Origin of the sequence: Streptomyces sp. LHD-70 (genome assembly GCF_031157275.1) — a bacterium.
GTDB lineage: Bacteria > Actinomycetota > Actinomycetes > Streptomycetales > Streptomycetaceae > Streptomyces.
This window is the reverse complement of record NZ_JAVIFW010000001.1, coordinates 600,159-626,439: the sequence shown is the minus strand read 5'-3', so window position 1 is coordinate 626,439 and position 26,281 is coordinate 600,159. Positions and strand designations below refer to the sequence as shown.

Sequence of the window (26,281 nt, the reverse complement as noted above, 5' to 3'; positions counted from 1 at the left end):
ACATACTGCGAGCGCAGTACGACCGTTCGGGGCTCAGTCCACCCTCGGACGTACCAGGCCCGATTCGTACGCGATGACGACGAGTTGTGCCCGGTCGCGGGCGCCCAGCTTGGCCATGGCGCGGTTCACATGGGTCTTCACGGTGAGCGGGCTGACGGTCAGGCGCTCGGCGATCTCGTCGTTGGAGAGGCCGCCCGCGACCTGCACGAGGACCTCCCGCTCGCGCCCGGTGAGGGCCCGCAGGCGTTCCGCGTGAGCCCGGCCGGTCCCGTCGCCGTCGTCCGAACTGCCGCCCTGGGCAAGGAACTTGGCGATCAGGCCCTTGGTCGCGGCGGGCGAGAGCAGCGCCTCCCCGGCGGCGGCGACGCGGATGGCGTTGAGCAGCTCGTCGGGCTCGGAGCCCTTGCCGAGGAAGCCGGAGGCACCGGCGCGCAGCGACTGCACCACGTACTCGTCGACCTCGAAGGTGGTCAGCATGACGACGCGGACCCCGGCGAGATCCGGGTCGGCGCTGATGCTGCGGGTCGCGGCGAGGCCGTCCGTACCAGGCATGCGGATGTCCATGAGGACGACGTCGGCACGTGCGGAGCGGGCGAGTGCGACGGCCTCGGCGCCGTCGGAGGCCTCGCCGACGACCTGCATGTCCGGCTCCGAGTCGACGAGGACCCTGAAGGCGCTGCGCAACAGGGCCTGGTCGTCGGCGAGCAGCACCCTGATGGCGGTCATGCGGTCTCCCCCGTGGTGGCCGGACGGTCGGTGGCCGTGCGGTCGGCAGCCGGACGGTCGGTGGCCGGACGGTCGGTGGCCGTGCGGTCGGTGGCCGGACGGTCGGTGGCCGGACGGTCGGCAACGGGCAGGATCGCATGGACGCGGAAGCCGCCGCCGTAGCGGGGTCCTGCCGTGAGGGCGCCGCCCAGTGCGGAGACCCGTTCGCGCATGCCGAGCAGCCCGTGGCCGCCGCCGCCCTCGGCGGGTTCGTCCACGCCCGGTCCGTCGTCGATGACGGTGATCTCCACGTTGCCGCCGACCCGGATCACGCTCAGCTCGGCCTTGGCGTCGGCGCCCGCGTGCTTGTGCACGTTGGTCAGGGCTTCCTGGATGACGCGGTACGCGGCCAGGTCCACGGCGGCGGGCAGCGGGGTGTTCTCGTCGGCGCAGGCCACCTCGACGGGGATCCCGGCGTTACGGAAGCCGTCGACGAGGTCGCCGAGCCGGGCCAGGCCCGGCGCGGGTTCGGTGGGCGCCTCGGGGTCGCCGGTCTGCCGCAACAGGCCCACGGTGGCGCGGAGTTCGTCGAGCGCGGAGCGGCTGGCCTCGCGTACGTGCCCGAGCGCCTCCTTGGCCTGGTCGGGCCGCTTGTCCATGACGTGTGCGGCGACGCCCGCCTGGACGTTGACGAGGGCGATGTGGTGGGCGACCACATCGTGCAGGTCGCGGGCGATCCGCAGCCGCTCCTCGGCGACCCGGCGGCGGGCCTCCTCCTCGCGGGTCCGCTCGGCGCGTTCGGCCCGCTCGCGGATGGCGTCGACGAAGGCCCGGCGGCTGCGCACGGCGTCCCCGGCGGCCGCGGCCATACCGGTCCAGGCGAAGACGCCGAGGTTTTCCTGCGCGTACCAGGGCAAAGGCCCGGTGAGCATCGCGGTGCCGGTCAGCAGGGTCATGGTGAGCAGGCCGACCCGCCAGGTGGTGGGCCGGTCGGTGCGTGCGGCGACGGTGAACAGGGCGATCACGGCACACATCGCGACGGGCGCCCGCGGCTCCCCGGTGATCACCTCGACGAGGGACACGGCGACCGTGGCGGCGAGCACCAGCCACGGGCTGCGGCGCCGGAAGATCAGCGCGACGGAGCCGGCGAGCATCAGGGCGACGCTCGGCCCGTCGGGGCTCCGCCCGAAGTACGGCCCGCGCGGACCGTGCGGTTCCACGAATGATCCGAGCAGCATGCAGGCGAGTACGGCCAGGGCGAGGCTGGCGTCGAAGGCCAGCGGGTGGGCCTTCTGCCAGTCCCTGGCGCGTACGAGGGTGCTCACGCCTGGAAACGGTACCGGTGCCGTGCCCCGACAGGGGCACGGGGAACCGCGCGACCAGCCACGACGGCGGGCCGGCCGGAACCAGGCCGTGGGGGCCGGGCGTCAGCCCGGGATCAAGCCGTCGTCCCTGAGCATCTCCCTGACCTCTTCCAGCGTCGCGTCCGGCGCCGGAAGGATCAGTTCCGAGGGCTCAAGGGAGTCGTCGGGCAGCGGGGTGCCGAGCTCGCGGACCTTGTCCAGGAGCGCGTTCAGGGTGGTGCGGAAGCCGGGACTGTCGCCGCGCTCCATCTCCGCGAGCAACTCGTCGTCCAGCTTGTTCAGTTCGGTGAAGTGGCTGTCCGCCAGCTCCACCTGCCCCTCCCCCATGATCCGTACGATCATGACGCTCTCCTCAGAGTCAGGGTTCCGTACGCGGCCCGGTGCTGCCTACTGCTTGTCGAAGCGGGGCGTGTCCTGCTGCGGCCGGCCCTGGGCCTGGTCGTCGCCGCCCTCGATGGCCTGCTGGGAAGGGCCGGTGCCCCCGGCCAGCTCGGCCTTCATGCGCTGCAGCTCCAGCTCCACGTCGGTGCCGCCGGAGAGGCGGTCGAGCTCGGCCTGGATGTCGTCCTTCGTCGAGCCGGACTGGTCGTCGAGGGCGCCCGAGGCGAGCAGCTCGTCGATGGCGCCGGCGCGGGCCTGCAGCTGGGCCGTCTTGTCCTCGGCCCGCTGGATCGCCATGCCGACGTCGCCCATCTCCTCGGAGATGCCGGAGAAGGCCTCCCCGATCCGGGTCTGGGCCTGGGCCGCCGTGTACGTCGCCTTGATCGTCTCCTTCTTCGTACGGAAGGCGTCGACCTTGGCCTGCAGGCGCTGGGCGGCGAGCGTGAGCTTCTCCTCCTCGCCCTGCAGGGTCTGGTGCTGTGTCTCCAGGTCCGTGACCTGCTGCTGGAGGGCGGCACGGCGGGACAGCGCCTCGCGCGCCAGGTCCTCACGGCCGAGCGCGAGCGCCTTGCGGCCCTGGTCCTCCAGCTTGGACGACTGCGACTGGAGCTGATTCAGCTGCAGCTCGAGGCGCTTGCGGGACGTCGCCACGTCCGCGACGCCGCGGCGCACCTTCTGCAGCAGCTCCAGCTGCTTCTGGTACGAGTAATCGAGGGTCTCGCGCGGGTCCTCGGCCCGGTCAAGGGCCTTGTTCGCCTTCGCGCGGAAGAGCATCCCCATACGCTTCATGACACCGCTCATGGGCTTCGCGCGCCCCCTTCTGACAGATCCGACCGGCCGTTCCAGCTCCAGCACTGCGACAGAACCCAGCCTACGGGCCCTGCCTCCATTACCGCACTGTTCGAGCGTCGATCGACTCCTCCCCAAGGACGAGTGACGAGCCCGCCGCTCCGGCGTAGGGAGTAGACGATCCCGGACGAGATGATCAGTGCGGCAAAGTCCTGGAAGGTCCCGTTCCATCCCGTTGCCGTTGTCTTTCAGGACGTCCGCCGTTGCCGGATCGTTCCCCACCGGGCTGTGGTCCACACCGGCTACCCCGTACCCTTGGGTTTTGTGTTCCGTAGCCGTTCCAAGGATGAGAAGGCCCCGAGCGCCAAGGCGCCGGTAGCCGACTCCACGCAGCCCCGCGACCCGCAGGCACCCAAGGGTCGCCCCACCCCCAAGCGCAGCCAGGCCCAGTCGCAGCGCCGCAGCGTGGCGAGTACGCCGACGAACCGCAAGGAGGCGTCGAAGCGACAGCGCGAGGCCCGCCGTGCGGACATGGCGCGCCAGCGCGAGGCGCTCGCCAGTGGCGACGAGCGCTATCTGCCGGTGCGTGACAAGGGCAAGGTGCGCAGGTTCGCGCGCGACTTCGTCGACTCGCGGTTCTGCATCGCCGAGTACTTCCTGCCGATGGCGGTGATCATCCTCGTCCTGAGCATGCTGCGGAATCCGCAGCTGCAGAACATCGCGCTGCTGCTCTGGCTGTTCGTGATCCTGCTGATCGTCGTCGACTCGGTCTTCACCGCGATCCGCCTGAAGAAGCAGCTCCGCGAGCGCTTCCCGGACGAGCCGAAGCGCGGCGCCGTCGCGTACGCCCTGATGCGCACGCTCCAGATGCGCCGACTGCGGCTGCCCAAGCCGCAGGTCAAGCGCGGAGAGCGGCCCTGAGCGGACTCGGTTTCGCCGGGGGCGCGGCCGGCTGGCTGAAGGGCCTCGGCGGGCTGCGGAATGTCGTACGACAGGAGCTGGTCGCGCGCCAGCTCGACGAGCAGATCGCTGCCCGCTTTCCCGTCGGGCAGCGGCTGCGCGTCCTGGACGTCGGCCTCGGCCAGGGCACGCAGGCGCTGCGGCTCGCGCGTGCCGGGCACCGGGTCACCGGCATCGAGTCGGACGCCCGGATGCTGGCCGCCGCCCGCGAGGCGCTCGCCGGTGAGCCGGAGGGCATCCGCGCGCGGGTCCGCCTGATCGAGGGCGACGGCCGTGACACCGGGGTGCACTTCCTGCCCGGCTCCTTCGACGTGGTGCTCTGCCACGGTGTCCTGATGTACGTGGCCGAGCCGGACGGGATGCTCGCCGGTCTGGCCCGGATGCTGGCGCCGGGCGGGCTGCTCTCGCTGCTCGTGCGGAACGCGGACGCGCTCGCGATGCGGCCCGGCCTGTCCGGCGACTGGCCGACGGCACTCACCGCGTTCGACACCACGGCGTACACCAACCGCATCGGCCTCGAGGTGCGCGCGGACCGCCGTGCCGCCCTGACGTCGACGCTCGCGGGCATCGGCGCACCGCTGCACGCCTGGTACGGCGTACGCGTCTTCACGGACACGGCCCCCGACGACGCCGAGCTGCCGCCGGAAGCGGAACTCGCGGCGCTGCTCGCGGCGGAGGAACGCGCCGGGCGCACCGATCCCTACCGAGCGGTGGCGGCGCTGACGCACCTGTTCGGGGTGCGGGGCTGAACGCCCACGGACCCGCCTCTCTTCGGAACGCCCAACTCCCCTTCTGCTGTGAGCAGTAGGGGGGTTCGTGTGTCAGTGGGGTGGTGCAGGATGGGGACCGTGACCAACCAGCAGCAGCCGAACCACCCGTACGCCGCCCCGCCGAACCAGCCCCACGCTCCACAGCAGCCGAACCAGCCCTACGCGCCGCAGCAGCCGCCCCATCCGTACGCGGCTCAGCAGCCGGGCCCGCATCAGCAGCCGGGCCCGTATCAGCAGCAGTACGCCCAGCATCCGTATCAGCAGCACCAGCAGCAGCCCGCGCATCCTTATGGGCAGGCACATCCGCTCCAGCCGACGCCGTCCGTGCCGGAGGCGGTCGGGGACTTCCGGCGGTTGTTCGCCGCCCTGGTCGACGGCTTGATCGCGCTCTTCGGCGGTCTCAAGCTCGCGGAGCTGCTGACCGAGGGCGAGAGCGTCGGGACCTTCTGGGGGTACGCGGTGGGGCTCGTCCTCGGGATCTCCTTCGTGCACCACGTGTTCGGGGCGCTGATCTTCCGCGCGACCGTCGGCAAGTTCCTCTTCACCACGCGTGTGGTGCGCTCCGAGGACTGTGGACGTCCGCGCTTCTGGCAGACCGTCCGGCGCTGGCTCCTTGGCCTGACCTGGCTCCCGATGCAGCTGCCCCTCAGCCTGATATCGGGCGAGGGCGAGCCGTACGACGACGACCATTGCGGGCTGCGCTACGTCCGCAGCAAGGATCTTGGCTGAGCCGCCGAGTGCGTGCCGAGGGAAGCTCCGTGGGGCGCACCCCACGGAGCCCGCTCACTCAGTCCTGCGCCGCCGCTTCCTCCGCGTGCAGGCTCATCGGCCCGTAGATCTCCGTGCTGTCCTCGAAGAGCCGCACCTGGTCGGCGCCGCCGTCCGCGAGGTCCTTCCAGACCTCGCCGATCCAGGACTCCGCGTCGCCCTGCGTCGTGAACTCCTCGGGCTGGACCGACGGTTCCACCTCGGTGCCGTCGGACCTCTCGAACCGCCACGTCCACGCCGCCATGTCAGCCTCCCAGGTGCTGGTCCAAGATCCGACTTCTGGCTGCAGCCTATCCGGGCGCGCAAGACCGTCTCCGACGCGGCAGGATCGTCCCCGTGGAACTGACTCTGCTCGGCACCGGCGCCCCCGACGGGCTGCCCCGCCCCGACTGCCCCTGCGCCGCCTGCGCGAGCGCCCTCGGAGACCATGTGCGCGCCGCGACCGCGCTCCTCGTGGACGGCGTGCTGCTGCTCGACCTCACGCCGGGAGCGGCGTTCGCGGCCGCCCGCGCGGGCCGCTCGCTCAGCGGCGTGCGCCAGGTGCTGCTCTCGCACCCCCAGGAGGGCCCGGCGCTCGAACACCCGGCGGGGCTGCCCGCTGCTGGCCGGGTGCCGGAGGGGCGTGAGCTGGCGCTGCTCGACGGGCACCGGGTGCGGGCGCTCGCGATGGACGCGCCGGGCACCGGGTACGAGGTGATCGGTCCCGGCGGGGAGCGGCTGCTCTACCTGCCGCCGGGCTGCGCGCCCGCGGGCCTGAACCATCCGGCGCCGTACGACATGGTCGTGGCCGATGTCGTCGGGCGGCCCGACGCGCTGGCGCGGCTGCGCGCGGCCGGTGCGGTGACCGCCACGACGGACGTGCTCGCCGTGCACCTCGACCACGACGTGCCGCCCGGCGCCGAGCTGCGCCGCCGGCTCGCCGCGGCCGGGGCGCGGGCCGTGCCGGACGGTACGACGGTGGTGGTCGGCGAGTTCCACGCCGTACCGGACCTGCCGCGGCGCACGCTCGTGCTCGGCGGGGCCCGTTCCGGCAAGTCCGTAGAGGCGGAGCGGCGCCTGGAGTCCTTCCCTGAGGTGGTGTACGTCGCGACGGGCGGGAGCCGCGAGGGCGATGCGGAGTGGGCGGCGCGGGTCGGCCTGCACCGGGAGCGCCGGCCGGGCAGCTGGCGTACGGAGGAGACCTGCGAGCTGGTGCCGCTGCTCGACGCGGACGGGCCGCCGCTGCTCGTCGACTGCCTGTCGCTGTGGCTGACCGACGCGATGGACCGGGTCGGCGCGTGGGACGACGACAAGTGGGCGGCGGGCGGCGAGCGGGCCCTGCGGGAGCGGGTGGCGCAGCTGACGGAGGCGGTGCGGGCGACGCGCAGGACGGTGGTCGCGGTCTCCAACGAGGTCGGCTCGGGTGTGGTCCCCGCGACCGCGGCGGGCCGCCGCTTCCGCGACGAACTCGGCCGCCTGAACGCGGCGTTCGCGGCGGAGTGCGAGTGCGTGCTCCTGGTGGTGGCGGGCCAGGCGGTGACGCTGCGCGGCTGACGGGCGCGCGGCGGGGGCGGGTTCGTACGGGCCCGTGGAGCCTGCGCCCCCGGTGCTCCTCGTGTTCGAAAGGATCCCGGTACTGTTCGGCGAATGAGCTCGCTGAATCTCGATGACTTCTCCGATCTGATCGAGCGCCCCGACGGCGGGGTGCGCCGCGACGCCGAAGAGCGCAGGGAGCGGCTCGCCGTGCCGCCAGGTGCGCTCGGGCGGCTCGACGAGCTGGGCGAGTGGCTGGCGGCCGCGCAGTCGACGGTGCCGGTGAAGGCGATCGAACGGCCGCGCGCGGTGCTGTTCGCGGGCGACCACGGCGTGGCCGGGCTCGGCGTCTCCGCGCGCCCCGCGGGCGGCGCCCACCGCCTGGCGCGCGCCGTGCTCGACGGTGAGAGCCCGGTCGCGGTGCTCGCCCGCCGCAGCGGCGTACCGGTCCGCGTCGTGGACGTCGCCCTGGACTGCGACCCGGACGAGCTGCCCGCCGAGGTCGTACGGCACCGGGTGCGGCGCGGCAGCGGCCGGATCGACGTCGAGGACGCGCTCACCGCGGCGGAGGCCGAGCAGGCGTTCCGCGCGGGTATGGCGATCGCCGACGAGGAGGCCGACTCCGGAACGGACCTGGTGGTCCTCGGCGACCTCAGCGTGGGCGGTACGACGGCGGCGGCCACCCTCGTCGCGGCGCTGTGCGGCACGGACGCCTCGGTGGTCACCGGGCGCGGCGGCCAGCCCATCGACGACCTGGCCTGGATGCGCAAGTGCGCCGCCGTCCGCGACGCGCTGCGCCGGGCCCGGCCGGTCCTGGGCGACCAGCTGGAGCTGCTGCGTACCGTCGGCGGGGCCGACCTCGCGGCGATCACGGGGTTCCTGCTGCAGAGCGCGGTACGCCGTACGCCGGTGATCCTCGACGGGGTCGTCTCGGCGGCGTGCGCGCTCGTCGCACAGCGGGTCGCGTTCCGGGCGCCCGACTGGTGGCTCGCGGGGCACCGCAGCGGCGAGCCCGCCCAGGCGAAGGCCCTCGACCGCCTCGCCGTCGACCCGCTGCTCGACCAGGGCGTCACGGCCGGCGAGGGCACCGGCGCGATGCTGGCCCTCCCGCTGGTCCAGGCGGCCGCGGCGCTCGCGGCGGAGCTGCCGGAGATCAAGCTGGAGCCGGAGGCCAAGCCGGAGCCGGAGGTCAAGCCGGAGCTGGAGGACGAGCCCGAACCCAAGGCCGAGGTCGAGGCCGATCCCGGACCCGAGGCCAAGGTCGAGGCCCATCCCGAACCCGAGGCCGACCCCGGCGTCGAGGCCGAACAGGCCGGTGCGGAGCCGGAGTTGGGGGGCCAGGGGCGGGAGTCCCGCCCGTAGTCCGCTCACGGGGCAATTCGGGCGGCCCGCCCGCCCGAATTCGCCCACTCTGCGCCATATGATCACCGTTCATGGGAACGGCAGAGGCGCTCGAAGCACCCGTAGAAGAGCCCCCTCCGGATCGCGCGCCGCGCGCGGAAGCGCCCCGCACCGGTGCCGATCCGGACCGCGCGGCGACCCGGCCGGCCGGCGGAGCAGCCGTACGCGCCGCCGAGTTCACCGTCTGGTACCTGCGGGGCGTCACCTTCCTGAACCTGCTCAGCGCCGTCTGGGTCTCCCTCGGCCAGGATCTGCGGCGGCACAACACCGCGGATCTGTTCACCCCGTATCTGCTGACCGCGGGGTTCGGCTCGGCGCTCGTGACGTTCTTCCTCGCCGTCACGATGCGCCGCCGCAAGCGGGCCGCGTGGATCCTCAACCTGGTGCTCAGCGTCCCCTTCCTGCTGCTCTTCGGCTTCGCGATGCTGTTCCCCGAGATCCGCGCGCACGCCCAGAACTGGATCTCCCTCGCCCTGACCGCCGGCTTCGTCGCGGCCCTGCTGACCGGGCGGCGCGCGTTCTACGCGAAGGGCGACCGGGCCAACCCGAGGCTCGCCGCCGCCGTCGCCGCCGGTGGCCTCCTGGTCTGCTCGCTGCTCGCCGCGCTCCTGGTCACGCTCACCAACCGGGCGCCGGACGCGGCGAGTTCGACGTTCGGGGACCGCTGGCGGTACGGCGCGCTCCGGCTGGTCTCGCTCGCCGCCGACGACGCGCGCCTGCCCGGCGTGGCCACCCCGGGGTGGGTCGACGTCGCCGTGAACGGGATCAGTTTCCTGCTCCTTCTCGCCGTCCTGTACGCCGCGTTCCGCTCACGCCGCGCCGTCGACCCGCTCACCCCGTCCGACGAGGCCCGGCTGCGCGCACTGCTCGACCGGCACGGGGAACGCGACTCGCTCGGCTACTTCGCGCTGCGCCGGGAGAAGAGCGCGATGTGGTCGCCGACCGGCAAGGCCGCCGTCGTCTACCGCGTCGTCGGCGGCGTGTCCCTGGCCTCCGGCGACCCGATCGGCGACCCCGAGGCCTGGCCCGGCGCCATCGAACCCTGGCTCGCCGAGGCCCACGCGCACGCCTGGACCCCGGCCGTGATGGGCGCGAGCGAGGAGGCGGGCACGATCTACGCCCGGCACGGCCTGGACGCCCTGGAGCTGGGCGACGAAGCGGTCGTCACAACCGCCGACTTCACCCTCTCCGGCCGCGCGATGCGCACCGTACGACAGGCCCACAACCGGGTCCGGCGCTCCGGGTACGAGGTACGCGTACGCCGCCACCGGGACATCCCCGCGCCCGAGCTGGCCCGGCTCCTGCAGCGCGCCGACGACTGGCGGGACGGTGCGACCGAGCGCGGCTTCTCGATGGCGCTCGGGCGGCTCGGCGACCCGGCCGACGGGGACTGCGTGATGCTCGAATGCACCGATGAGCAGGGCGAGTCGAGGGCGCTCCTGTCGTTCGTGCCGTGGGGCCCGAAGGGGCTCTCGCTCGACCTGATGCGGCGGGACCGGGACACCGGGAACGGCCTGATGGAGTTCATGGTCATCGAACTCCTGCAGCGCGCCGGGGAGATCGGGATCACTCGCGTCTCACTGAACTTCGCGATGTTCCGGTCGGTCTTCGAACGTGGCTCGCGTCTCGGCGCGGGCCCGGTGCTCCGACTGTGGCGCTCGCTGCTCGGCTTCTGCTCCCGCTGGTGGCAGATCGAGTCGCTCTACCGCGCCAACGCCAAGTACCGGCCCGACTGGGAACCGCGGTTCGTGCTCTTCGAGAGGAGCGGCGACCTGCCGCGCATCTCGCTCGCCGCCGCCCGCGCCGAGGGCTTCCTGGAAGCTCCCGGCCTGCCCGAGCGGCTGCGGCGCGGACGGTTCGCGTCCCCACGATGAGACGCAGACACCTGGAGTCATGACGATGCGCAGACCGGCCGAGCTCGCCAGGGCGGAGTGGGGAGCCCTCCTCGCCGCCGTGCGGACCGCGCTCGCCGCCCGGAAGTGGCGCGCGGTCCCCCTGGCGCTCGGCGCGGTCTGCCTGACCTCGCTCCTGCAGTACGTCCAGAACCAGGACTGGGGCTACCGGTTCGTCCAGAACATCGGTGCCGTACGGGCCGAGGATCCGCTCTGGCTCGCTCTGCTCCGCACTCCCCAGTCGCTGTTCGTGCCCGCGCTCGACCTGCCGGTGTGGGGTGCGCTGGCGCAGATCCTGCTGGTGTTCGGGATCGCGGAGATCTGCGTCGGCCGGGTGCGCACGCTCGTCGTCGGGTACGCGGCCACGCTTGCCGGAACGCTCTACGCGCGCGTGGGCGTCGCCCTCGGCCCCGGCCACCCGCTCGGCCTCCCGGCGTCCGACGCGCAGGTGGTGGACACCGGCCCGTCGGCGGCGGTGGTGGGGCTCGCGGTGTACGTGTGCTGGCGTTACCGGGCCTGCTTCACGGCGGGTCTGGTGGTGGCGCTGATGGTGGTCGAGGTGGTGGTGAAGGACAACCTGGCGGGGCGGGAGCACCTGGCCGCGATCGCGCTCGTGATCGTCGTGTGCGGGGTCGCGGAACTGCGTCAACCGTCCTCGGGCGGGCGGCGTTCCTCCGTACCGCCGGACCGGGAATCCGGACCGCCGGACCGGGAATCCGTACCGCCGGACCGGGAATCCGGACCACCGGACAGGGAATCCGGGCCGCCGTCGGACGGTCCCGGCCCGGGGTCCGGGTCGGGGCGGCCGCCGATGAGGTCCTGAAACCTGCGCCGCGGCCCGTCCCAGCGGCGGTCGTGGCGGAAGGCGCGCAGGCCCGCGCGGGCGCGGGCGCGCGGCCGGTTGCGGTAGAAGAGCTTCGCCCAGGGCGAGGTGGGCCGCGCGAGCCGGACCGCGCCGAAGAGGGCGACGAACGGTACGACCGTGCCGATCAGCGCGACGCGCGGCTTGCCCTTGCCGAGGGCGACCAGGGCGAAGAAGAAGTTCAGGGCGGTGTTCATCACGACGAGCGCGCGGTTGTGCCGTTCCTCGGGCGTCAGTTCGTTCACCCCGAAGGGCAGGAACCCGCCGAGGACGAGGGCCACGAGGGCCGCGGTGAGCACGACGATCTCGACGCTCTTGCGGCCGGCCTCGCTCCAGTACACGTCGTCCAGATGCAGGATCAGCGCGAACTCGTCGAGGACCAGGCCCGCACCGAGGCCGAAGATCACCGCGGAGACCAGCGAGGCGAAGCTGTGCCGCCCGGCCGCGACCGCGCCGAAGCCGCCGATGACGGTCAGGACGATGCCCGGGACCACATGGTGGATGTGCAGGTCACCGGTCTTGACGTTGCCGAAGGGGCCGCGGCCGGCCCGGATCATGCGCGTGATGACCCGGGTGACCAGGAACGCGAACACGAACGAGAGCAGCGCGAGCAGCAGCGGCAGCTTCCCCGGCTCGACGATGTTCCGGTACCACCAGTCGCTCATCCACCGCTCCCGAATTGCCCGTTCTGCGCAACTTAACGCGGTACGGGCACCCCGGCTCGGCCGCTACCCCCCGAGGACGAGCACGACGAGCGCCGCCGTCGCCGCCGTTTCCGCGAGCGCGCCGAAGACGTCCCCGGTCACCCCGCCGAACCTGCGCACACAGCGCCGCAGCAGCAGCTCCGCCGCCCCCACCGCCACCAGGACCGCACCCCCGCAGCGCACCGCAGCGCTGATGGTGGCCTCACCCCACAGCGCACCGCACCCCGCCGCGAGCAGTGTCACGACGGCGAGGACGAGCAGCGCGGAGCGGGCCGTGACCGTGCCCGCGACGGCGGCGCCGAGCCCCTCGGGCCGGGCGGCCGGGACCCCGGTACGCGAGGCGAGGGTGAGCGCGAGGCGGGCGGCCACGGCGGAGACAACAGCGGCGACCGCACCCTCGGCCCACCCCGACTCGTACGCCCGTGAGACCGCCGCCACCTGGGCGAGCAGCGCGAAGAGCAGCGTGACCACGCCGAACGGGCCGATGTCGGAGCGCTTCATGATGGCGAGCGCGGCCTCGGCGGGCTTGTTGCTGCCGAGGCCGTCGGCGGTGTCGGCGAGGCCGTCGAGATGCAGTCCGCGGGTGAGCGCCGCGGGCACCGCGACCGTGGCGACCGCGGCGAGCAGCGGTCCCGTACCGAGCAGCAGCAGCGCCGAGCCGAGGGCGGCGGCGCAGAGGCCGACGACGAGCCCGGCGAGCGGCGCGCACAGCATGCCCGCGCGGGCGGCGCCCCGGTCCCAGCGGGTCAGCCGCACCGGCAGGACCGTCAACGTGCCGAAGGCGAACCGGAGTCCGTGCTCCAGGTCGTCCCGTATGCCCTTGCCGCTGCCGCCGCCACCCACTGAGTTCACCGCGGCAGGTTATCCGCAGGTCGGGCGGGCCACTCCCCGGCGGCGGCGGGAGCGGCGAGCGTAGGCTCACTCCGGGCGCTCCTGAGGCACGGCCTACGATGCGGCTGGGCCCGGTCGACCCGATCCCATCGGCCACAACTCAACGGAAGCGAGAATTCACCACCGTGACTGCTCTGACTCTGAAGCCCGCCGCCGCTGCCGGGCAGCGCGCCGACGTGATCGTCGTCGGTGTCGCGAAGGGCGCGAAGGGACCGGTCGTCGCACCGGGCGCCGCCGTCGTGGACGAGGCGTTCGGCGGCAAGCTCGCCGCTGTCCTCGAGACGCTCGGAGCTTCGGGCGGCGAGGGTGAGACCACGAAGCTGCCCGCAGCAGACGGCCTGAAGGCTCCGGTCGTGCTCGCGGTCGGGCTCGGCGGCCTCCCGGAGAAGGACGAGGCGTACGACGAGGACGCGCTGCGCCGCGCCGCCGGCGTCGCCGCCCGCGCCCTGGCCGGCACGAAGAAGGCCGTGTTCGCCCTGCCCGCCGAGAACGACGAGGCCGTCTCCGCGATCGCCGAGGGCGCCGCGCTCGGCGGGTACGTCTTCGACGCGTACAAGGAGAACGGCGAGGACGGCAAGAACGGCAAGGGCCCGCTCGGCGAGGCCGCCATCGCCGTGGACAAGCCGCGCGACAAGGCCGTCAAGGCCGCCCTGGAGCGCGCGGTCGCGGTCGCCGAGGAGGTCAACCGCTCCCGCGACCTGATCAACACCCCGCCGAACGACCTCACCCCGGAGGCCTTCGCCGCCGTCGCCTCGGCCGCGGCCAAGGAGCACGGCATCAAGGTGCAGGTGCTCGACGAGAAGGCGCTCGCCAAGGGCGGGTACGGCGGCATCCTCGGCGTCGGCGCCGGCTCGGACGCCCCGCCGCGGCTGGTGAAGCTCGCGTACACGCACCCGAAGGCGAAGAAGTCGCTGGCCTTCGTCGGCAAGGGCATCACGTACGACTCCGGCGGCATCTCGCTGAAGCCGGCCGGGCACAACGAGACGATGAAGTGCGACATGAGCGGCGCCGCCGCCGTGTTCGCCGCGGTCGTCTCCGCCGCCCGCCTCGGCCTGGAGGTCAACGTCACCGGCTGGCTGGCCCTCGCCGAGAACATGCCGTCCGGCACCGCCACCCGCCCCGGCGACGTGCTGCGGATGTACAGCGGCAAGACCGTCGAGGTCCTCAACACCGACGCCGAGGGCCGGCTCGTCCTGGCCGACGCGCTGTGGAAGGCCTCCGAGGCGAAGCCCGACGCGATCGTCGACGTGGCCACGCTGACCGGCGCGATGATGATGGCCCTCGGCAGCCGCACCTTCGGGATCATGGCCAACGACGACGCTCTCCGTACGTCGATCCACGAGATCGCCGAGGAGGTCGGCGAGGCGTCCTGGCCGATGCCGCTGCCGAAGCACCTGCAGAAGGGCATGGAGTCCCCGACCGCCGACATCGCCAACATGGGCGAGCGGATGGGCGGCGGCCTCGTGGCCGGCCTGTTCCTGCAGGAGTTCGTGGGCGAGGGCATCAGCTGGGCCCACCTGGACATCGCGGGCCCGGCCTACAACGAGTCCGCGCCGTACGGATACACGCCCAAGGGCGGTACGGGTTCCGCGGTACGCACGCTGGTCCGGCTCGCCGAGCGCACCGCCGCCGGCGACCTGGGCTGACGGGAATTCCCTGTACGGCCCCGGAGTTCAGACCCCGGGGCCGTACGCATGACCGGCTGCACAGCCGGATTTCGCTCGCGACGAACTCGTACGGAATCCGCAGGTTCATACGCAGCAACAACCGTCGGAGACGGTGAGGTCCCCGTCTCAGTCAGCGGCCCGGCGTCCCGCCACCCGTCGACAAGTGCGAAGATGGGTTCTCGGCAGGACAGGGCCCCCACCACAGGGCCGAAGGAACAAGCGGCCGAACACCAGCCGCCGCGCGGTCATCGCAGACCGGCGTACGGCGCACATGCATGGAGGACGTGACGTGGCGAACGACGCCAGCACCGTTTTCGACCTAGTGATCCTCGGCGGCGGTAGCGGCGGTTACGCCGCGGCCCTGCGCGGAGCGCAGCTGGGCCTTGACGTCGCCCTGATCGAGAAGAACAAGGTCGGCGGCACCTGCCTGCACGTCGGCTGCATCCCGACGAAGGCCCTGCTGCACGCCGGCGAGATCGCCGACCAGGCCCGCGAGTCCGAGCAGTTCGGCGTGAAGGCCACCTTCGAGGGCATCGACATGCCCGCCGTCCAGAAGTACAAGGACGAGGTCATCACCGGCCTGTACAAGGGCCTGCAGGGGCTGATCGCCTCTCGCAAGGTGACGTACATCGAGGGCGAGGGCAAGCTCTCCTCCCCGACCTCCGTCGACGTGAACGGCCAGCGTGTCCAGGGCCGCCACGTGCTCCTTGCGACCGGCTCCGTGCCGAAGTCGCTGCCCGGCCTGGAGATCGACGGCGACCGCATCATCTCCTCGGACCACGCGCTGACCCTGGACCGGGTCCCGAAGTCCGCGATCGTGCTCGGCGGCGGCGTCATCGGCGTCGAGTTCGCCTCTGCGTGGAAGTCCTTCGGCGCCGAGATCACGATCGTCGAGGGCCTCAAGCACCTCGTCCCCGTCGAGGACGAGAACAGCTCCAAGCTTCTTGAGCGCGCGTTCCGCAAGCGCGGCATCAAGTTCAACCTCGGCACGTTCTTCGAGAAGGCCGAGTACACGCAGGACGGCGTCCGCGTGACCCTGGCCGACGGCAAGACCTTCGAGGCCGAGGTCCTCCTGGTCGCCATCGGCCGCGGCCCGGTCTCGCAGGGCCTGGGCTACGAGGAGCAGGGCGTCGCGATGGACCGCGGCTTCGTCCTGGTCGACGAGTACATGCAGACCAACGTGCCGACCGTCTCGGCCGTCGGTGACCTGGTCCCGACGCTCCAGCTCGCGCACGTCGGCTTCGCCGAGGGCATCCTGGTGGCGGAGCGTCTGGCCGGTCTCAAGACCGTCCCGATCGACTACGACGGCGTGCCGAAGGTGACGTACTGCCACCCCGAGGTCGCCTCGGTGGGCCTCTCCGAGGCCAAGGCCAAGGAGGTCTACGGTGCGGACAAGGTCGTCGCTCTGAAGTACAACCTGGCGGGCAACGGCAAGAGCAAGATCCTGAAGACCGCGGGCGAGATCAAGCTCGTCCAGGTCAAGGACGGCGCTGTGGTCGGTGTCCACATGGTCGGTGACCGCATGGGCGAGCAGGTCGGTGAGGCGCAGCTCATCTACAACTGGGAAGCGCTGCCCGCCGAGGTCGCGCAGCTCCTCCACGCGCACCCGACGCAGAACGAGGCGCTCGGCGAAGCTCACCTGGCTCTGGCCGGCAAGCCGCTGCACTCCCACGACTAATCGCTCTCCCGCAGGGATCGCGCCCCCTTATCCGTACGTAGTTCGTTAGGAGCAACCGAAACCATGTCGGTTTCCGTAACCCTGCCGGCGCTCGGCGAGAGCGTGTCCGAAGGCACCGTCACCCGTTGGCTGAAGGCCGAGGGCGAGCACGTCGAGGCCGACGAGCCGCTGCTCGAGGTCTCGACCGACAAGGTCGACACCGAGATCCCGGCCCCCGCCTCCGGTGTCCTCGCGTCCATCAAGGTCGCCGAGGACGAGACCGTGGAGGTCGGCGCCGAGCTGGCCATCATCGACGACGGCTCCGGCGCCCCGGCTGCTGCCCCGGCCGCCGCCGAGGCCCCCGCCGCCGAGGCGCCCGCCGCCGAGCCCGCCCCCGCGCAGGAGGCCCCCGCGGCTCCCGCGCCTGCTGCTGAGGCCCCCGCCGCCGCCCCCGCGGGTGGTGCCGAGGGCACCGACGTGACGCTGCCCGCCCTGGGCGAGTCCGTCACCGAGGGCACCGTCACCCGCTGGCTGAAGGAGGTCGGCGAGGAGGTCGCGGAGGACGAGCCGCTGCTCGAGGTCTCGACCGACAAGGTCGACACCGAGATCCCGTCGCCTGCCGCCGGTGTCCTGCTCGAGATCGTGGTCGGTGAGGACGAGACCGCCGAGGTCGGCGCCAAGCTCGCCGTCATCGGCGCCGCGGGTGCGGCTCCTGCCGCTGCCCCGGCCGCCCCCGCCGCGCCTGCCGAGCCCGCCCCGGCCCCGGCCGCCCCCGCGGCTCCGGCCGCTCCGGCCCCGGCTCCCGCCGCCCCGGCTCCGGCCGCCGCCGCTCCGGCCGCGCCCGCCGCCCAGGCTGCTCCGGCCGCCCCGGCTCCGGCCGCGCCCGCCGCTCCCGCCCCGGCCGCGCAGGCCGTGGCTCAGGTGGACGACGGCGCGTACGTCACCCCGCTGGTCCGCAAGCTCGCGTCGGAGAACGGCGTGGACCTGTCGGCCGTCAAGGGCACGGGCGTCGGCGGTCGTATCCGCAAGCAGGACGTCATCGCCGCCGCGGAGGCCGCCAAGGCCGCCGCTCCGGCTCCGGCCGCCCCGGCTGCCGCTGCCGCGCCGAAGACCCCGGCCCTGGAGGTCTCCCCCCTCCGCGGCCAGACGGTCAAGCTGCCGCGCATCCGCAAGGCCATCGCGGACAACATGCACAAGGCCCTGCAGGAGCAGGCGCAGCTGTCCTCGGTCATCGAGGTCGACATCACCAAGCTGATGAAGCTGCGCAACAAGGCCAAGGACGGCTTCGCCGCCCGCGAGGGCGTCAAGCTCTCCCCGATGCCGTTCTTCGTCAAGGCCGCCGTCCAGGCGCTGAAGGCCCACCCGGTCATCAACGCCCGCCTGAACTACGACGAGGGCACCATCACCTACTTCGACTCCGAGAACGTCGGCATCGCCGTCGACTCGGAGAAGGGCCTGATGACCCCGGTCATCAAGGGTGCGGGTGACCTCAACATCGCGGGCATCTCCAAGAAGACCGCGGAGCTGGCCAACAAGGTCCGCACCAACAAGATCGCCCCGGACGACCTGTCGGGCGCCACCTTCACGATCTCCAACACGGGTTCGCGCGGTGCGCTCTTCGACACGGTCATCGTCCCGCCGAACCAGGTCGCCATCCTGGGCATCGGTGCCACGGTGAAGCGCCCCGTCGTCATCAACCACCCGGACCTCGGCGAGACCATCGCCGTCCGTGACATGACGTACGTGACGCTCTCCTACGACCACCGTCTGGTGGACGGCGCCGACGCCGCCCGCTACCTGACCGCGGTCAAGCAGATCCTGGAGGCGGGCGAGTTCGAGGTCGAGCTCGGCCTCTGACCTGCGGGTTCCCGTAGTACGTCAGCGCCCCCGTCCGGAGCTCTCCGGGCGGGGGCGCCGCCGTGTGCGCACCCGTTCCGCCGCCCGCGCGGGAGCGGCCCCGTAGCAGCCACGCGTGACGGATCCCGCACCCCCCGCACATCCCAAGGTCGTGGTGAACGCCGTATCGTCGTCCCATCGCACCTGCCTGAGGAGCCACCACCCATGAGTTCGAGCCCCGGGACGGCCATGTCCGCGCCCGTCGTCCACTCGCTGCGCGACCAGATCCGCGAGCACATCGTGGAGGGGATCGTCAGCGGCCGCTGGAAGCCGGGCGAGCGCATCGTGGAGCGCCGGATCGCGGTCGAGTTGGAGGTCAGCCAGACCCCGGTGCGGGAGGCGCTGCGCGAGCTGGAGTCGCTCCGCCTGATCGAGTCGGCGCCGAACAAGGGCGTCCGCGTGCGGAACCTGACCGCGGCCGACCTGGAGGAGAGCTATCCGGTACGGGCCGGTCTCGAGCAGATCGCCGCCGAGCTGGCCGCCGACCGCCTCGCCGAGGACTGCTCGGCCCTGGAGGCGCACGTGACGCCGCTCTACGAGGCCGACCGGAACGCCGACGGCACGGCCCAGGTGCGGCACACCGTCGGCTTCCACCGCGAACTGGTGCGCGCCGCGGGAAACTCCGTGCTGCTTCACACCTGGGAGGGCCTGGGCATCGAGGTGTTCACGGCCCTGTCGATCCGCTGGCTCGGCACGGTCCAGCAGTCGTACGCGGAGGAGCACGAGGCTCTCGTTGCGGCGTTCCGGCGCCGGGATCCGCAGATCGGGGCGCTGGTCAAGGAGCACGTCTTGGGGTGCGCTCCCAGGGCTTGACCGTTCCTTGCCGTGGACCACCGCGCCGTCTATCGCCCTTCGGGCTCGTCCTCAAACTCCCCCAGCCTCCGGCCGGGAGGTGCCCCCAGACGGGCTGAATTTGCTCACCTGCCGTACAGCGCGCCCAAAATAGCGCCCGGAAAAGCCCGATTTAGGCGGCACCCTGTGCCCAAAGCAGAGGCACCGGGTGCCGACTTCTCTGCCTAGAGAAAAATCTCCCCCTCAACCTTTGATCGATCATCGATCAGCGGCTTACAGTCGACGTCGGGCTGCACCCAGCCCGCCGCCCTGTCCTGCCAGATAGGGCCATCTCCACCGCCTCCCCCGCGATGTCGCGGGAGAACCTGTCCGGAAGGCGTCGATCATGACCGACCCCGTAGGCAAGCTTCCGAGCCAGCTGGACCAGCTGCCGGACCGCGACCCCGAGGAGACCGCCGAGTGGGCGGCCTCCGTGGACGCCGTGAGTGAGCACGCCGGTACGCATCGCGCGGAGTACCTGCTGCGCCGTACCCTCCAGCACGCCGAGGACGCGGGCCTCGCCCTCCCCCGGCTCCTGGAGACGGATTACGTCAACAGCATCCCCACCTCCGCCGAGCCGGCCATCGACGGCGACGAGGAGATGGAGCGCCGGATCACCGCGTGGAACCGCTGGAACGCGGCCGCCATGGTGACCCGCGGCTCCAAGCACGGCGTCGGCGGCCACATCGCCACCTTCGCCTCCGCGGCCTGGCTCTACGAGACGGGCTTCAACCACTTCTTCCGCGGCAAGGAGCAGGACGGCTCCGGCGACCAGCTCTACATCCAGGGTCACGCGTCGCCCGGCATCTACGCCCGCGCCTTCCTGGACGGCCGCCTCTCCGAGCAGCAGCTCGACCACTTCCGGCAGGAGTCCGGCGGCAACGGCCTGCCCTCCTACCCGCACCCGCGCCGCCTCCCCTGGCTGTGGGAGTTCCCGACGGTCTCCATGGGCCTCGGCCCGCTGTCGGCGATCTACCAGGCCCGGTTCAACCGGTACCTCACCAACCGCGGCATCAAGGACGTCTCCAACTCCCACGTGTGGGCGTTCCTCGGTGACGGCGAGATGGACGAGCCCGAGTCGACGGCGGCCCTCGCACTCGCGAGCCGCGAGGGTCTGGACAACCTGACCTTCGTCATCAACTGCAACCTGCAGCGCCTCGACGGCCCGGTCCGCGCCAACTTCAAGATCGTGCAGGAGCTGGAGGCCCAGTTCCGCGGCGCCGGCTGGAACGTCGTGAAGTCGCTGTGGGGCAACGCCTGGGACGAGCTGTTCCAGCTCGACACCAACGGCGCCCTGGTCCGCCGCATCCGTGAGGTCCCGGACGCGCAGATCCAGACGTACCAGACGCGGGACGCCGCCTACATCCGCGACCACTTCTTCGCGGGCGACCCGGCGCTGGTCCAGCTCGGCAAGTCGCTCAGCGACGACAAGATCATCGAGTGCTTCCAGCTGTCGCGCGGTGGCCACGAGCCGCGCAAGGTGTACGCCGCGTACAAGGCCGCGCTCGCCCACAAGGGCGCGCCGACCGTGATCCTCGCGCAGACCGTCAAGGGCTTCACCCTCGGTGAGGGCTTCGCGTCGAAGAACGCGAACCACCAGATGAAGAAGCTCACGACGGACGAGTTCAAGAACATGCGTGACCTTCTCGAACTCCCCATCAAGGACAGCGACTTCGTCGACGGCCAGGTGCCTTACGGCCACCCGGGCGCCGACTCCCCCGAGGTCCGCTACCTCCAGGAGCGCCGCGCCGCCCTCGGCGGTCCGGCCCCGGCCCGCCGTACGCAGCCGCTGCCCGCGCTGCCCGAGGCCGCCGCGAAGACCTTCGCCGCCTTCGACAAGGGCTCCGGCTCGCAGTCGATGGCGACGACGATGGCATTCGTGCGCCTCGCCAAGGACCTGATGCGGGACAAGACCTCCGGCAAGCGCTGGGTGCCGATCGTCCCGGACGAGGCCCGCACCTTCGGTATGGAGTCGCTGTTCCCGTCGCTCGGCATCTACTCGCCGAAGGGCCAGACGTACGAGCCGGTCGACCGCGACCAGCTCATGTACTACCGCGAGGCCAAGGACGGCCAGATCCTCAACGAGGGCATCACCGAGGCCGGCTCGATGGCCGACTTCATCGCCGCGGCGTCGGCGTACGCCACGCACGGCGAGACGATGATCCCCTTCTACATCTTCTACTCGATGTTCGGCTGGCAGCGCACGGCCGACCAGATGTGGCAGCTCGGCGACCAGCTCGGCAAGGGCTTCCTGATCGGCGCCACGGCCGGTCGTACGACGCTGACGGGTGAGGGTCTCCAGCACGCCGACGGCCACTCGCCGATGATCGCGGCGACCAACCCGGCGGCGCTGTCGTACGACCCGGCGTTCGCTTACGAGGTCGCGGCCATCGTCAAGGACGGTCTGCGGAGGATGTACGGGGAGGCCGCGCCCGGCGAGGACTCCGACGTCTTCTACTACCTCACGGTCTACAACGAGCCGATGCCGCAGCCCGCGAAGCCCGAGGGCGTCGACGAGGGCATCGTGAAGGGCCTGTACCGCTTCAACACCGCCGAGTCCGCGGGCCTCTCCGTCTCCTCGGACGCCCCGCGCACCCAGCTGCTCTCCTCCGGTACGGCGATCCACTGGGCCCTCAAGGCGCAGAAGCTGCTGTCCGAGGAGTGGGGCGTGGGCGCCGACGTGTGGTCCGCGACCTCCTGGACGGAGCTGCGGCGCGACGCGCTGGAGTCGGATGCGGCGCTGCTGCGCGGCGAGGAGCGGGTGCCGTACGTCCGCAAGGCGCTGGAGGGTGTCACCTCGCCGGTGCTCGCCGTCAGCGACTACATGCGGCAGGTGCCGGACCAGATCGCGCAGTGGGTCGAGCAGGACTACACGTCCCTCGGCGCGGACGGCTTCGGCCTCTCCGACACCCGGGACGCGGCCCGTCGCCACTTCGGCGTCGACGCGGAGTCGATCGTGGTTGCTGCTCTTGCGCAGCTGGCTCGCCGCGGTGAGGTGTCCGCTGCCGCGGTCAAGGAGGCTCGGGAGAAGTACGGGCTCTGAGCCCTGTCTTGTGGGTCGGCCCCCGTCACGTTCGTCGTGGCGGGGGCCGCCTGCTTTCTCCCCACCCCGCCCCTTCCCGGCTGTGTCGATATGCGGCTGGCGCCGCGTGGCCTGCCGGACCCCCCGAAGCGCCGCAGGCTTTCGGGAAGGGGCGGGGTGGGGAAAGAATCAGCGCATGCGTGCCGCCCTCCTCATCAAGATGGTGCTCCTGCTGCAGAACCGTCCGTCCATGACCGCGGCTGAACTCGCCCAGGAACTGGAAGTCTCCGAGCGGACCGTGACCCGAGACGCCCAGGCACTCTCCGAAGCCGGCGTCCCCGTGTACGCCGACCGAGGGCGGCTCGGCGGGTACCGGCTGATCGGGGGGTACCGCACCCGCCTCACGGGACTCGCCCGCAGCGAGGCGGAGGCGCTGTTCCTGTCCGGCGTGCCGGGCGCCCTGCGCGAGATGGGCTTGGAGGACGCCGCCTCCGCCGCCCGTCTGAAGGTCTCGGCGGCGCTGCTGCCCAGCCTCCGGGACGCCTCGCGCAGCGCCTCGCAGCGGTTCCACCTGGACGCCCCGGCCTGGTTCCGGGAGGCCGATCCGCCCCAGCTGCTGCCGGTCGTGGCCGACGCGGTATGGGACGACCGCCTCGTCACCGCCCGCTACCGCCGCCAGGACACCGAGGTGGAGCGGGAGTTGGAGCCGTACGGGCTGATCCTGAAGGCGGGTGTCTGGTATCTGTGCGCCCGCGTCCCGGAGCACAGGGCCTACCGGGTGTACCGGATCGACCGCTTCACCTCCGTCACGCCCGGCGAGGAACGCTTCGTACGGGACGAGGAGTTCGAGCTGCCCCGGTTCTGGGAGGAGCGGGCGGAGCAGTTCGCGCGCGCGATCCTCCGCTCCGCGGCCGTCCTGCGCCTCTCCCCCGCGGGCGTGCGCAGACTGCCGTACGTCACCGACCCGGCCGCCGCCCGCGAGGCCCTGGAGGCGGCCGGTCCCGCCGACGAGCAGGGGTGGGTGCGGATCGTGCTGCCGGTGGAGAACGACGACGTCGCGTACAGCCAGCTGATCGTGCTCGGCGCCGAGTGCGAGGTGCTCGAACCGGCCGCGCTGCGCGGCCGGTTCACGGAGACGACAGCCCGGCTCGGGGATCTCTACCGGTAACCGGTGACGTCCGCCTCGGGGGCCGTCTGGTCGACCTCCGTCAGGTAGCGCCAGGCGTCCGGCGCCGAGCCGTCCACGTCGGTCACGCCGTACTCCTGCGCGAGGCCGCCGCTGGACAGGGACTTGCCGTTGAACCGGGCGAGGTCCGGGTCGGCGGCGAGGGCGGCGAGGGTGCGGCCGATGTAGGTCGGGGTCTCGGAGATCGCGAAGTGCGGGTTCTGCTTGCAGCCCTCGCGCCAGTTCTCCTCGGTGACCTTGAAGTACGTGTCGAGCATCGCCTCGGAGCGCAGCCAGCCCGGCGTCAGGGCGACCGCCGTGCAGCCGTACTCCTTCAGCTCCTCGGCGAGGCCGCGGGCCATCCGCAGCGGGGCCGACTTGGCGAGGTCGTAGTAGAACGGCTCGCGGTAGCGGCGGTTGTACTCCTCGGTGCCGTCGGTGACCTCGACGACCAGGCCGCCGGGGTTCCTGATCAGCAGCGGCAGGGCGCAGCTGCTGGTGACGATGTGGGATTCGACGCCCAGGCGCAGCACGCGCAGGCCCTTGTCGAGGTCGTGCTCCCACATCTTGCGGCCCCACTCGACGTGGACGTCGCCGCCCCAGATGTCGTTGACCAGGATGTCGAGCCGGCCCTGCTCCCGGTCGATCCGGTCGACGAGCGCGCGGACCTGCTCGGGGTCGAGATGGTCGGTGGGTACGGCGACGCCGCGGCCGCCGGACTCCGTGCCCGCCTCGGTGACGAGGTCCGCGGTGCCCTCGATGGTCTCGTCGTCGCGGCCGACCTCGCTGGTGTGCTCGCGGGTGGTGCGGCCCGTCGCGTACACGGTGGCCCCGGCCCGCCCGAGCTCCACGGCCATGGCCCGGCCCGCACCCCGGGTCGCGCCCGCGACCAGGGCGATCTTTCCGTGCAGGGGGCCAGGCGTGGTTGCGGGGGTCGTGCGGGTCGTGCGGGTCGTGGAGGTTTCGGTGCCGTCTGCGGATGTCCTTCTGTCGGTCATACGGAGAGCCTGGCAGCGAATCCGGACATCTTCTGTCTGGAAGGCGGCGGCGCGCGGTCGTACCAGTAACAAGAGCCGCACTCCGGGTGCGTCGGCCCCGCCCAGGCACGATGCTGGTCCCGTGATGGACGAGACGGAGTTCTGGGAGCTCATCGACAGCACCCGCGCGGCCGCCGACGGCGACCCGGAGGACCACGCCGACCTGCTCGTGGAACGCCTGGTGCGGCTCGACCCGGACGCCGTCCTGGACTTCGCCCGCCACTACGAGGCCCGCTACAACCGCGCCTACCGCTGGGACCTGTGGGGCGCGGCCGCCGTCCTGCTCGACGGGGCCAGCGACGACGCCTTCGACTTCTTCCGCTGCTGGCTGATCGGCCAGGGCCGGGAGGTCTTCGAGGGCGCCCTGCACGACCCGGACGCGCTCGCCGACCTCCTGGACGACTTCGACGAGGAGATCGACGGCGACGCCGAGGAGTTGGGGTACGCGGCCGACGAGGCGTACGAGCAGCTGACCGGCACGGTCGCCGCCGACCTGGGCATTCCGCCCGCGCCCGCCGAACCGCAGGGCGCGCCCGTCGACTTCGAGGACGACACGGCGCTCGCCCGCTACTACCCGAAGCTGTGGGACCGGTTCGGGCCGCAGGACTGACCGCCCCCTGACCAGCCCCCAGGCTCAGGCCGGGCTCAGGGCCCGGAGTCAGGGCCCGGGCTCAGGGCCGGGGGTCAGGGCCGGGGGTCAGGGCCGGGGGTCAGGGCCGGGGGTCAGGCCCCGGGATCGGGCTCCGCTTCCGTCGGCGCCAGGACAAGCAGCGCCACATCGTCCTTGACCTCCCCCGCGAAGCCGCGCAGATCCCGCCACAGCGCGCCCACGAGCACCGCCGGCTCCCCCTCCCGCTCCTCCAGGGGCAGCGCGGCGAACCGGGCCACCGGCACGTACAGCTCGCCCTGCGCGTCCCTCGCCTCGGAGAGGCCGTCGGTGTGGGCGAGGAGCTGGTCGCCCGGTGCGAGGTCGAGGAGCAGCTGGTCCGGCGGGGCGTACGCGGTCAGGCCGAGGCCGAGCGGAGTGCCGGGCTCCGGCGCCAGCTCCTCGGCCGACCCGGCCCGCAGCAGCAGGGGCGGCGGGTGTCCGCAGGACAGGAGGCGTACGGTCGGCGAGCCCGGCACGAACGCGACGAGCAGCGCGGTGGCGAACAGCTCGGCGTGCTCGGCGCGGGCGTTGTCCGTGACGAGCCGCCGGTCCAGCTTGGCGGCGAGGCCTTCGAGGTGCGGCTCGTCGAGCACGGCCTCCCGGAACGCCCCGAGCAGCGCGGCCACGGTGCCGACGGCGGCGAGCCCGTGCCCCTGCACGTCCCCGACCAACGCCCTTACGCCCCAGGGTCCTTCGCGTACGTCGTAGAGGTCGCCGCCGACCAGGGTGCCGCGCTCGGCCGCCCGGTACAGGCCCGCACAGCGCACCCGGCCGACGCGTTCGGTCAGCGGGGGCATGACGGCGAGCTGGGCGGCCTCGGCGACGGAGCCCACGCTGACCAGCTGGGCGTCGCGGCGGCGCCGTACCCAGGAGATGCCGACGCTGAGCACCGCGACGAACGCGATCATGAGGAGGTCGCTGTGGACCGGCTGGTCGGGCCCCGCGTTGGGCAGGGCGGCGACGGCCACGGCCACGGCGCCCATGCAGCCCGTGGCGACCGGCCCGTACGCGAGGGCGGCGAGCGGCGGCGTGGCGGCCAGCAGCAGGCCCAGCTCGATCTCGGGCGGGGTGAGGATCTGCACCGTGCCGAGCACGGCGAGCAGGAGCGGCGGCGCCCAGCGGGCCCAGCGCGGCGGGCCGGCGCCGGGGCGCAGCCAGGTTGCCTGCCCGCCGCCGCGCGCCTCGACGTGCCGGCGGCGGTCGGCCGCGCCGGTCACGCTCCCGTTCCGGGGGTTCCGGGACGTTGGGGGCTCATACGGCCACCCTGCGGCGCGGCCCGCTCGGGCGCACCTCGGGCCGGTCGGTCAGGGTGACCGGCGGGCGCCCGCTGACCGAAGGACTCATCGGACTCATCGGAC

The 26,281-nt window shown here is 72.5% G+C and carries 22 protein-coding genes; 13 read left to right on the top strand and 9 right to left on the bottom strand.

The features are described 5' to 3' along the window. Nucleotides 1–33: 33 nt before the first annotated feature. The 4 genes from RCO28_RS02820 to RCO28_RS02805 all read right to left on the bottom strand — a co-directional run bounded on the left by RCO28_RS02820 (nucleotide 34) and on the right by RCO28_RS02805 (nucleotide 3,251). On the bottom strand, nucleotides 34–726 hold the full coding sequence (locus RCO28_RS02820) for a response regulator transcription factor (protein ID WP_308939284.1): 693 nt from the start codon (nucleotides 724–726) through the stop codon (nucleotides 34–36). Further along, entirely contained in the window at nucleotides 723–2,030 is a 1,308-nt protein-coding gene (locus tag RCO28_RS02815) for a histidine kinase (protein WP_308939283.1), read from the bottom strand. Before RCO28_RS02815 ends, RCO28_RS02820 begins: the two co-directional genes overlap by 4 nt. Before the next feature lie 102 nt (nucleotides 2,031–2,132). Next, nucleotides 2,133–2,411, bottom strand: a complete 279-nt coding sequence (locus tag RCO28_RS02810; RefSeq protein ID WP_308939282.1) for a hypothetical protein — start codon at nucleotides 2,409–2,411, stop codon at nucleotides 2,133–2,135. A gap of 45 nt (nucleotides 2,412–2,456) precedes the next feature. Further along, a complete protein-coding gene (locus tag RCO28_RS02805) occupies nucleotides 2,457–3,251 on the bottom strand; it encodes a PspA/IM30 family protein (protein ID WP_308939281.1) in 795 nt (264 codons plus the stop codon). A 312-nt stretch (nucleotides 3,252–3,563) separates the two neighbouring features. Between RCO28_RS02805 and RCO28_RS02800 the strand changes: the two genes are divergently transcribed. From RCO28_RS02800 to RCO28_RS02790, 3 genes are all read left to right on the top strand, one after another. Then, nucleotides 3,564–4,160: a DUF3043 domain-containing protein gene (locus tag RCO28_RS02800; RefSeq protein WP_308939280.1), complete on the top strand. Its 597-nt coding sequence runs from the start codon at nucleotides 3,564–3,566 to the stop codon at nucleotides 4,158–4,160. 77 nt (nucleotides 4,161–4,237) lie between these two features. After that, a complete protein-coding gene (locus tag RCO28_RS02795) occupies nucleotides 4,238–4,948 on the top strand; it encodes a methyltransferase domain-containing protein (protein WP_308939679.1) in 711 nt (236 codons plus the stop codon). 99 nt (nucleotides 4,949–5,047) lie between these two features. Next, nucleotides 5,048–5,698 (top strand): RDD family protein, encoded by a 651-nt coding sequence (locus tag RCO28_RS02790; RefSeq protein WP_308939279.1) that lies wholly within the window; start codon nucleotides 5,048–5,050, stop codon nucleotides 5,696–5,698. Between the two features lie 58 nt (nucleotides 5,699–5,756). Here the strand turns inward: RCO28_RS02790 and RCO28_RS02785 are convergent, their stop codons facing one another. Then, entirely contained in the window at nucleotides 5,757–5,981 is a 225-nt protein-coding gene (locus tag RCO28_RS02785) for a hypothetical protein (protein WP_308939278.1), read from the bottom strand. A gap of 92 nt (nucleotides 5,982–6,073) precedes the next feature. Here RCO28_RS02785 and RCO28_RS02780 point away from each other — a divergent pair, with 92 nt between their 5' ends. The 3 genes from RCO28_RS02780 to RCO28_RS02770 all read left to right on the top strand — a co-directional run bounded on the left by RCO28_RS02780 (nucleotide 6,074) and on the right by RCO28_RS02770 (nucleotide 10,524). Next, nucleotides 6,074–7,270: a bifunctional adenosylcobinamide kinase/adenosylcobinamide-phosphate guanylyltransferase gene (locus tag RCO28_RS02780; protein WP_308939277.1), complete on the top strand. Its 1,197-nt coding sequence runs from the start codon at nucleotides 6,074–6,076 to the stop codon at nucleotides 7,268–7,270. Nucleotides 7,271–7,363: 93 nt separating this feature from the next. After that, nucleotides 7,364–8,611 (top strand): nicotinate-nucleotide--dimethylbenzimidazole phosphoribosyltransferase, encoded by a 1,248-nt coding sequence (gene cobT, locus RCO28_RS02775; protein WP_308939276.1) that lies wholly within the window; start codon nucleotides 7,364–7,366, stop codon nucleotides 8,609–8,611. Nucleotides 8,612–8,682: 71 nt separating this feature from the next. Next, complete coding sequence (locus RCO28_RS02770) at nucleotides 8,683–10,524, top strand: phosphatidylglycerol lysyltransferase domain-containing protein (RefSeq protein WP_308939275.1); 1,842 nt, start codon at nucleotides 8,683–8,685, stop codon at nucleotides 10,522–10,524. Between the two features lie 663 nt (nucleotides 10,525–11,187). Here RCO28_RS02770 and RCO28_RS39290 read toward each other — a convergent pair. Together RCO28_RS39290 and RCO28_RS02760 are read right to left on the bottom strand one after the other, a co-directional pair. Next, the gene (locus RCO28_RS39290; protein ID WP_374991079.1) at nucleotides 11,188–12,069 is read right to left on the bottom strand and encodes a hypothetical protein; all 882 of its coding nucleotides are present in this window, start codon (nucleotides 12,067–12,069) and stop codon (nucleotides 11,188–11,190) included. 63 nt (nucleotides 12,070–12,132) lie between these two features. Continuing rightward, nucleotides 12,133–12,951 (bottom strand): adenosylcobinamide-GDP ribazoletransferase, encoded by an 819-nt coding sequence (locus RCO28_RS02760; protein ID WP_308939677.1) that lies wholly within the window; start codon nucleotides 12,949–12,951, stop codon nucleotides 12,133–12,135. Nucleotides 12,952–13,124: 173 nt separating this feature from the next. Here RCO28_RS02760 and RCO28_RS02755 point away from each other — a divergent pair, with 173 nt between their 5' ends. The 6 genes from RCO28_RS02755 to RCO28_RS02730 all read left to right on the top strand — a co-directional run bounded on the left by RCO28_RS02755 (nucleotide 13,125) and on the right by RCO28_RS02730 (nucleotide 23,240). After that, a complete protein-coding gene (locus RCO28_RS02755) occupies nucleotides 13,125–14,645 on the top strand; it encodes a leucyl aminopeptidase (RefSeq protein ID WP_308939273.1) in 1,521 nt (506 codons plus the stop codon). Nucleotides 14,646–14,955: 310 nt separating this feature from the next. Beyond that, a complete protein-coding gene (gene lpdA, locus RCO28_RS02750) occupies nucleotides 14,956–16,344 on the top strand; it encodes a dihydrolipoyl dehydrogenase (protein WP_308939272.1) in 1,389 nt (462 codons plus the stop codon). 63 nt (nucleotides 16,345–16,407) lie between these two features. Then, nucleotides 16,408–18,180, top strand: coding sequence for a 2-oxoglutarate dehydrogenase, E2 component, dihydrolipoamide succinyltransferase (gene sucB, locus RCO28_RS02745; RefSeq protein WP_308939271.1), 1,773 nt, complete (start codon nucleotides 16,408–16,410; stop codon nucleotides 18,178–18,180). 228 nt (nucleotides 18,181–18,408) lie between these two features. Next, nucleotides 18,409–19,032, top strand: a complete 624-nt coding sequence (locus tag RCO28_RS02740) for a GntR family transcriptional regulator (protein ID WP_282539139.1) — start codon at nucleotides 18,409–18,411, stop codon at nucleotides 19,030–19,032. Nucleotides 19,033–19,396: 364 nt separating this feature from the next. Then, nucleotides 19,397–22,093 carry a pyruvate dehydrogenase (acetyl-transferring), homodimeric type gene (gene aceE / locus RCO28_RS02735; RefSeq protein WP_308939270.1) on the top strand — a complete coding sequence of 899 codons (2,697 nt, stop codon included), beginning with the start codon at nucleotides 19,397–19,399 and terminating at the stop codon, nucleotides 22,091–22,093. A gap of 175 nt (nucleotides 22,094–22,268) precedes the next feature. Continuing rightward, on the top strand, nucleotides 22,269–23,240 hold the full coding sequence (locus tag RCO28_RS02730) for a WYL domain-containing protein (protein ID WP_308939269.1): 972 nt from the start codon (nucleotides 22,269–22,271) through the stop codon (nucleotides 23,238–23,240). Here RCO28_RS02730 and RCO28_RS02725 read toward each other — a convergent pair. Next, the gene (locus tag RCO28_RS02725) at nucleotides 23,231–24,235 is read right to left on the bottom strand and encodes an SDR family oxidoreductase (protein WP_308939268.1); all 1,005 of its coding nucleotides are present in this window, start codon (nucleotides 24,233–24,235) and stop codon (nucleotides 23,231–23,233) included. The genes RCO28_RS02730 and RCO28_RS02725 overlap by 10 nt on opposite strands. A 124-nt stretch (nucleotides 24,236–24,359) precedes the next feature. On the opposite strand from RCO28_RS02725, the gene RCO28_RS02720 reads away from it, so the two are divergent. Then, nucleotides 24,360–24,884, top strand: a complete 525-nt coding sequence (locus tag RCO28_RS02720) for a DUF4240 domain-containing protein (protein WP_308939676.1) — start codon at nucleotides 24,360–24,362, stop codon at nucleotides 24,882–24,884. A 113-nt stretch (nucleotides 24,885–24,997) separates the two neighbouring features. Here the strand turns inward: RCO28_RS02720 and RCO28_RS02715 are convergent, their stop codons facing one another. Continuing rightward, nucleotides 24,998–26,140: a PP2C family protein-serine/threonine phosphatase gene (locus RCO28_RS02715; protein WP_308939267.1), complete on the bottom strand. Its 1,143-nt coding sequence runs from the start codon at nucleotides 26,138–26,140 to the stop codon at nucleotides 24,998–25,000. Between the last annotated feature and the right edge of the window lie 141 nt (nucleotides 26,141–26,281).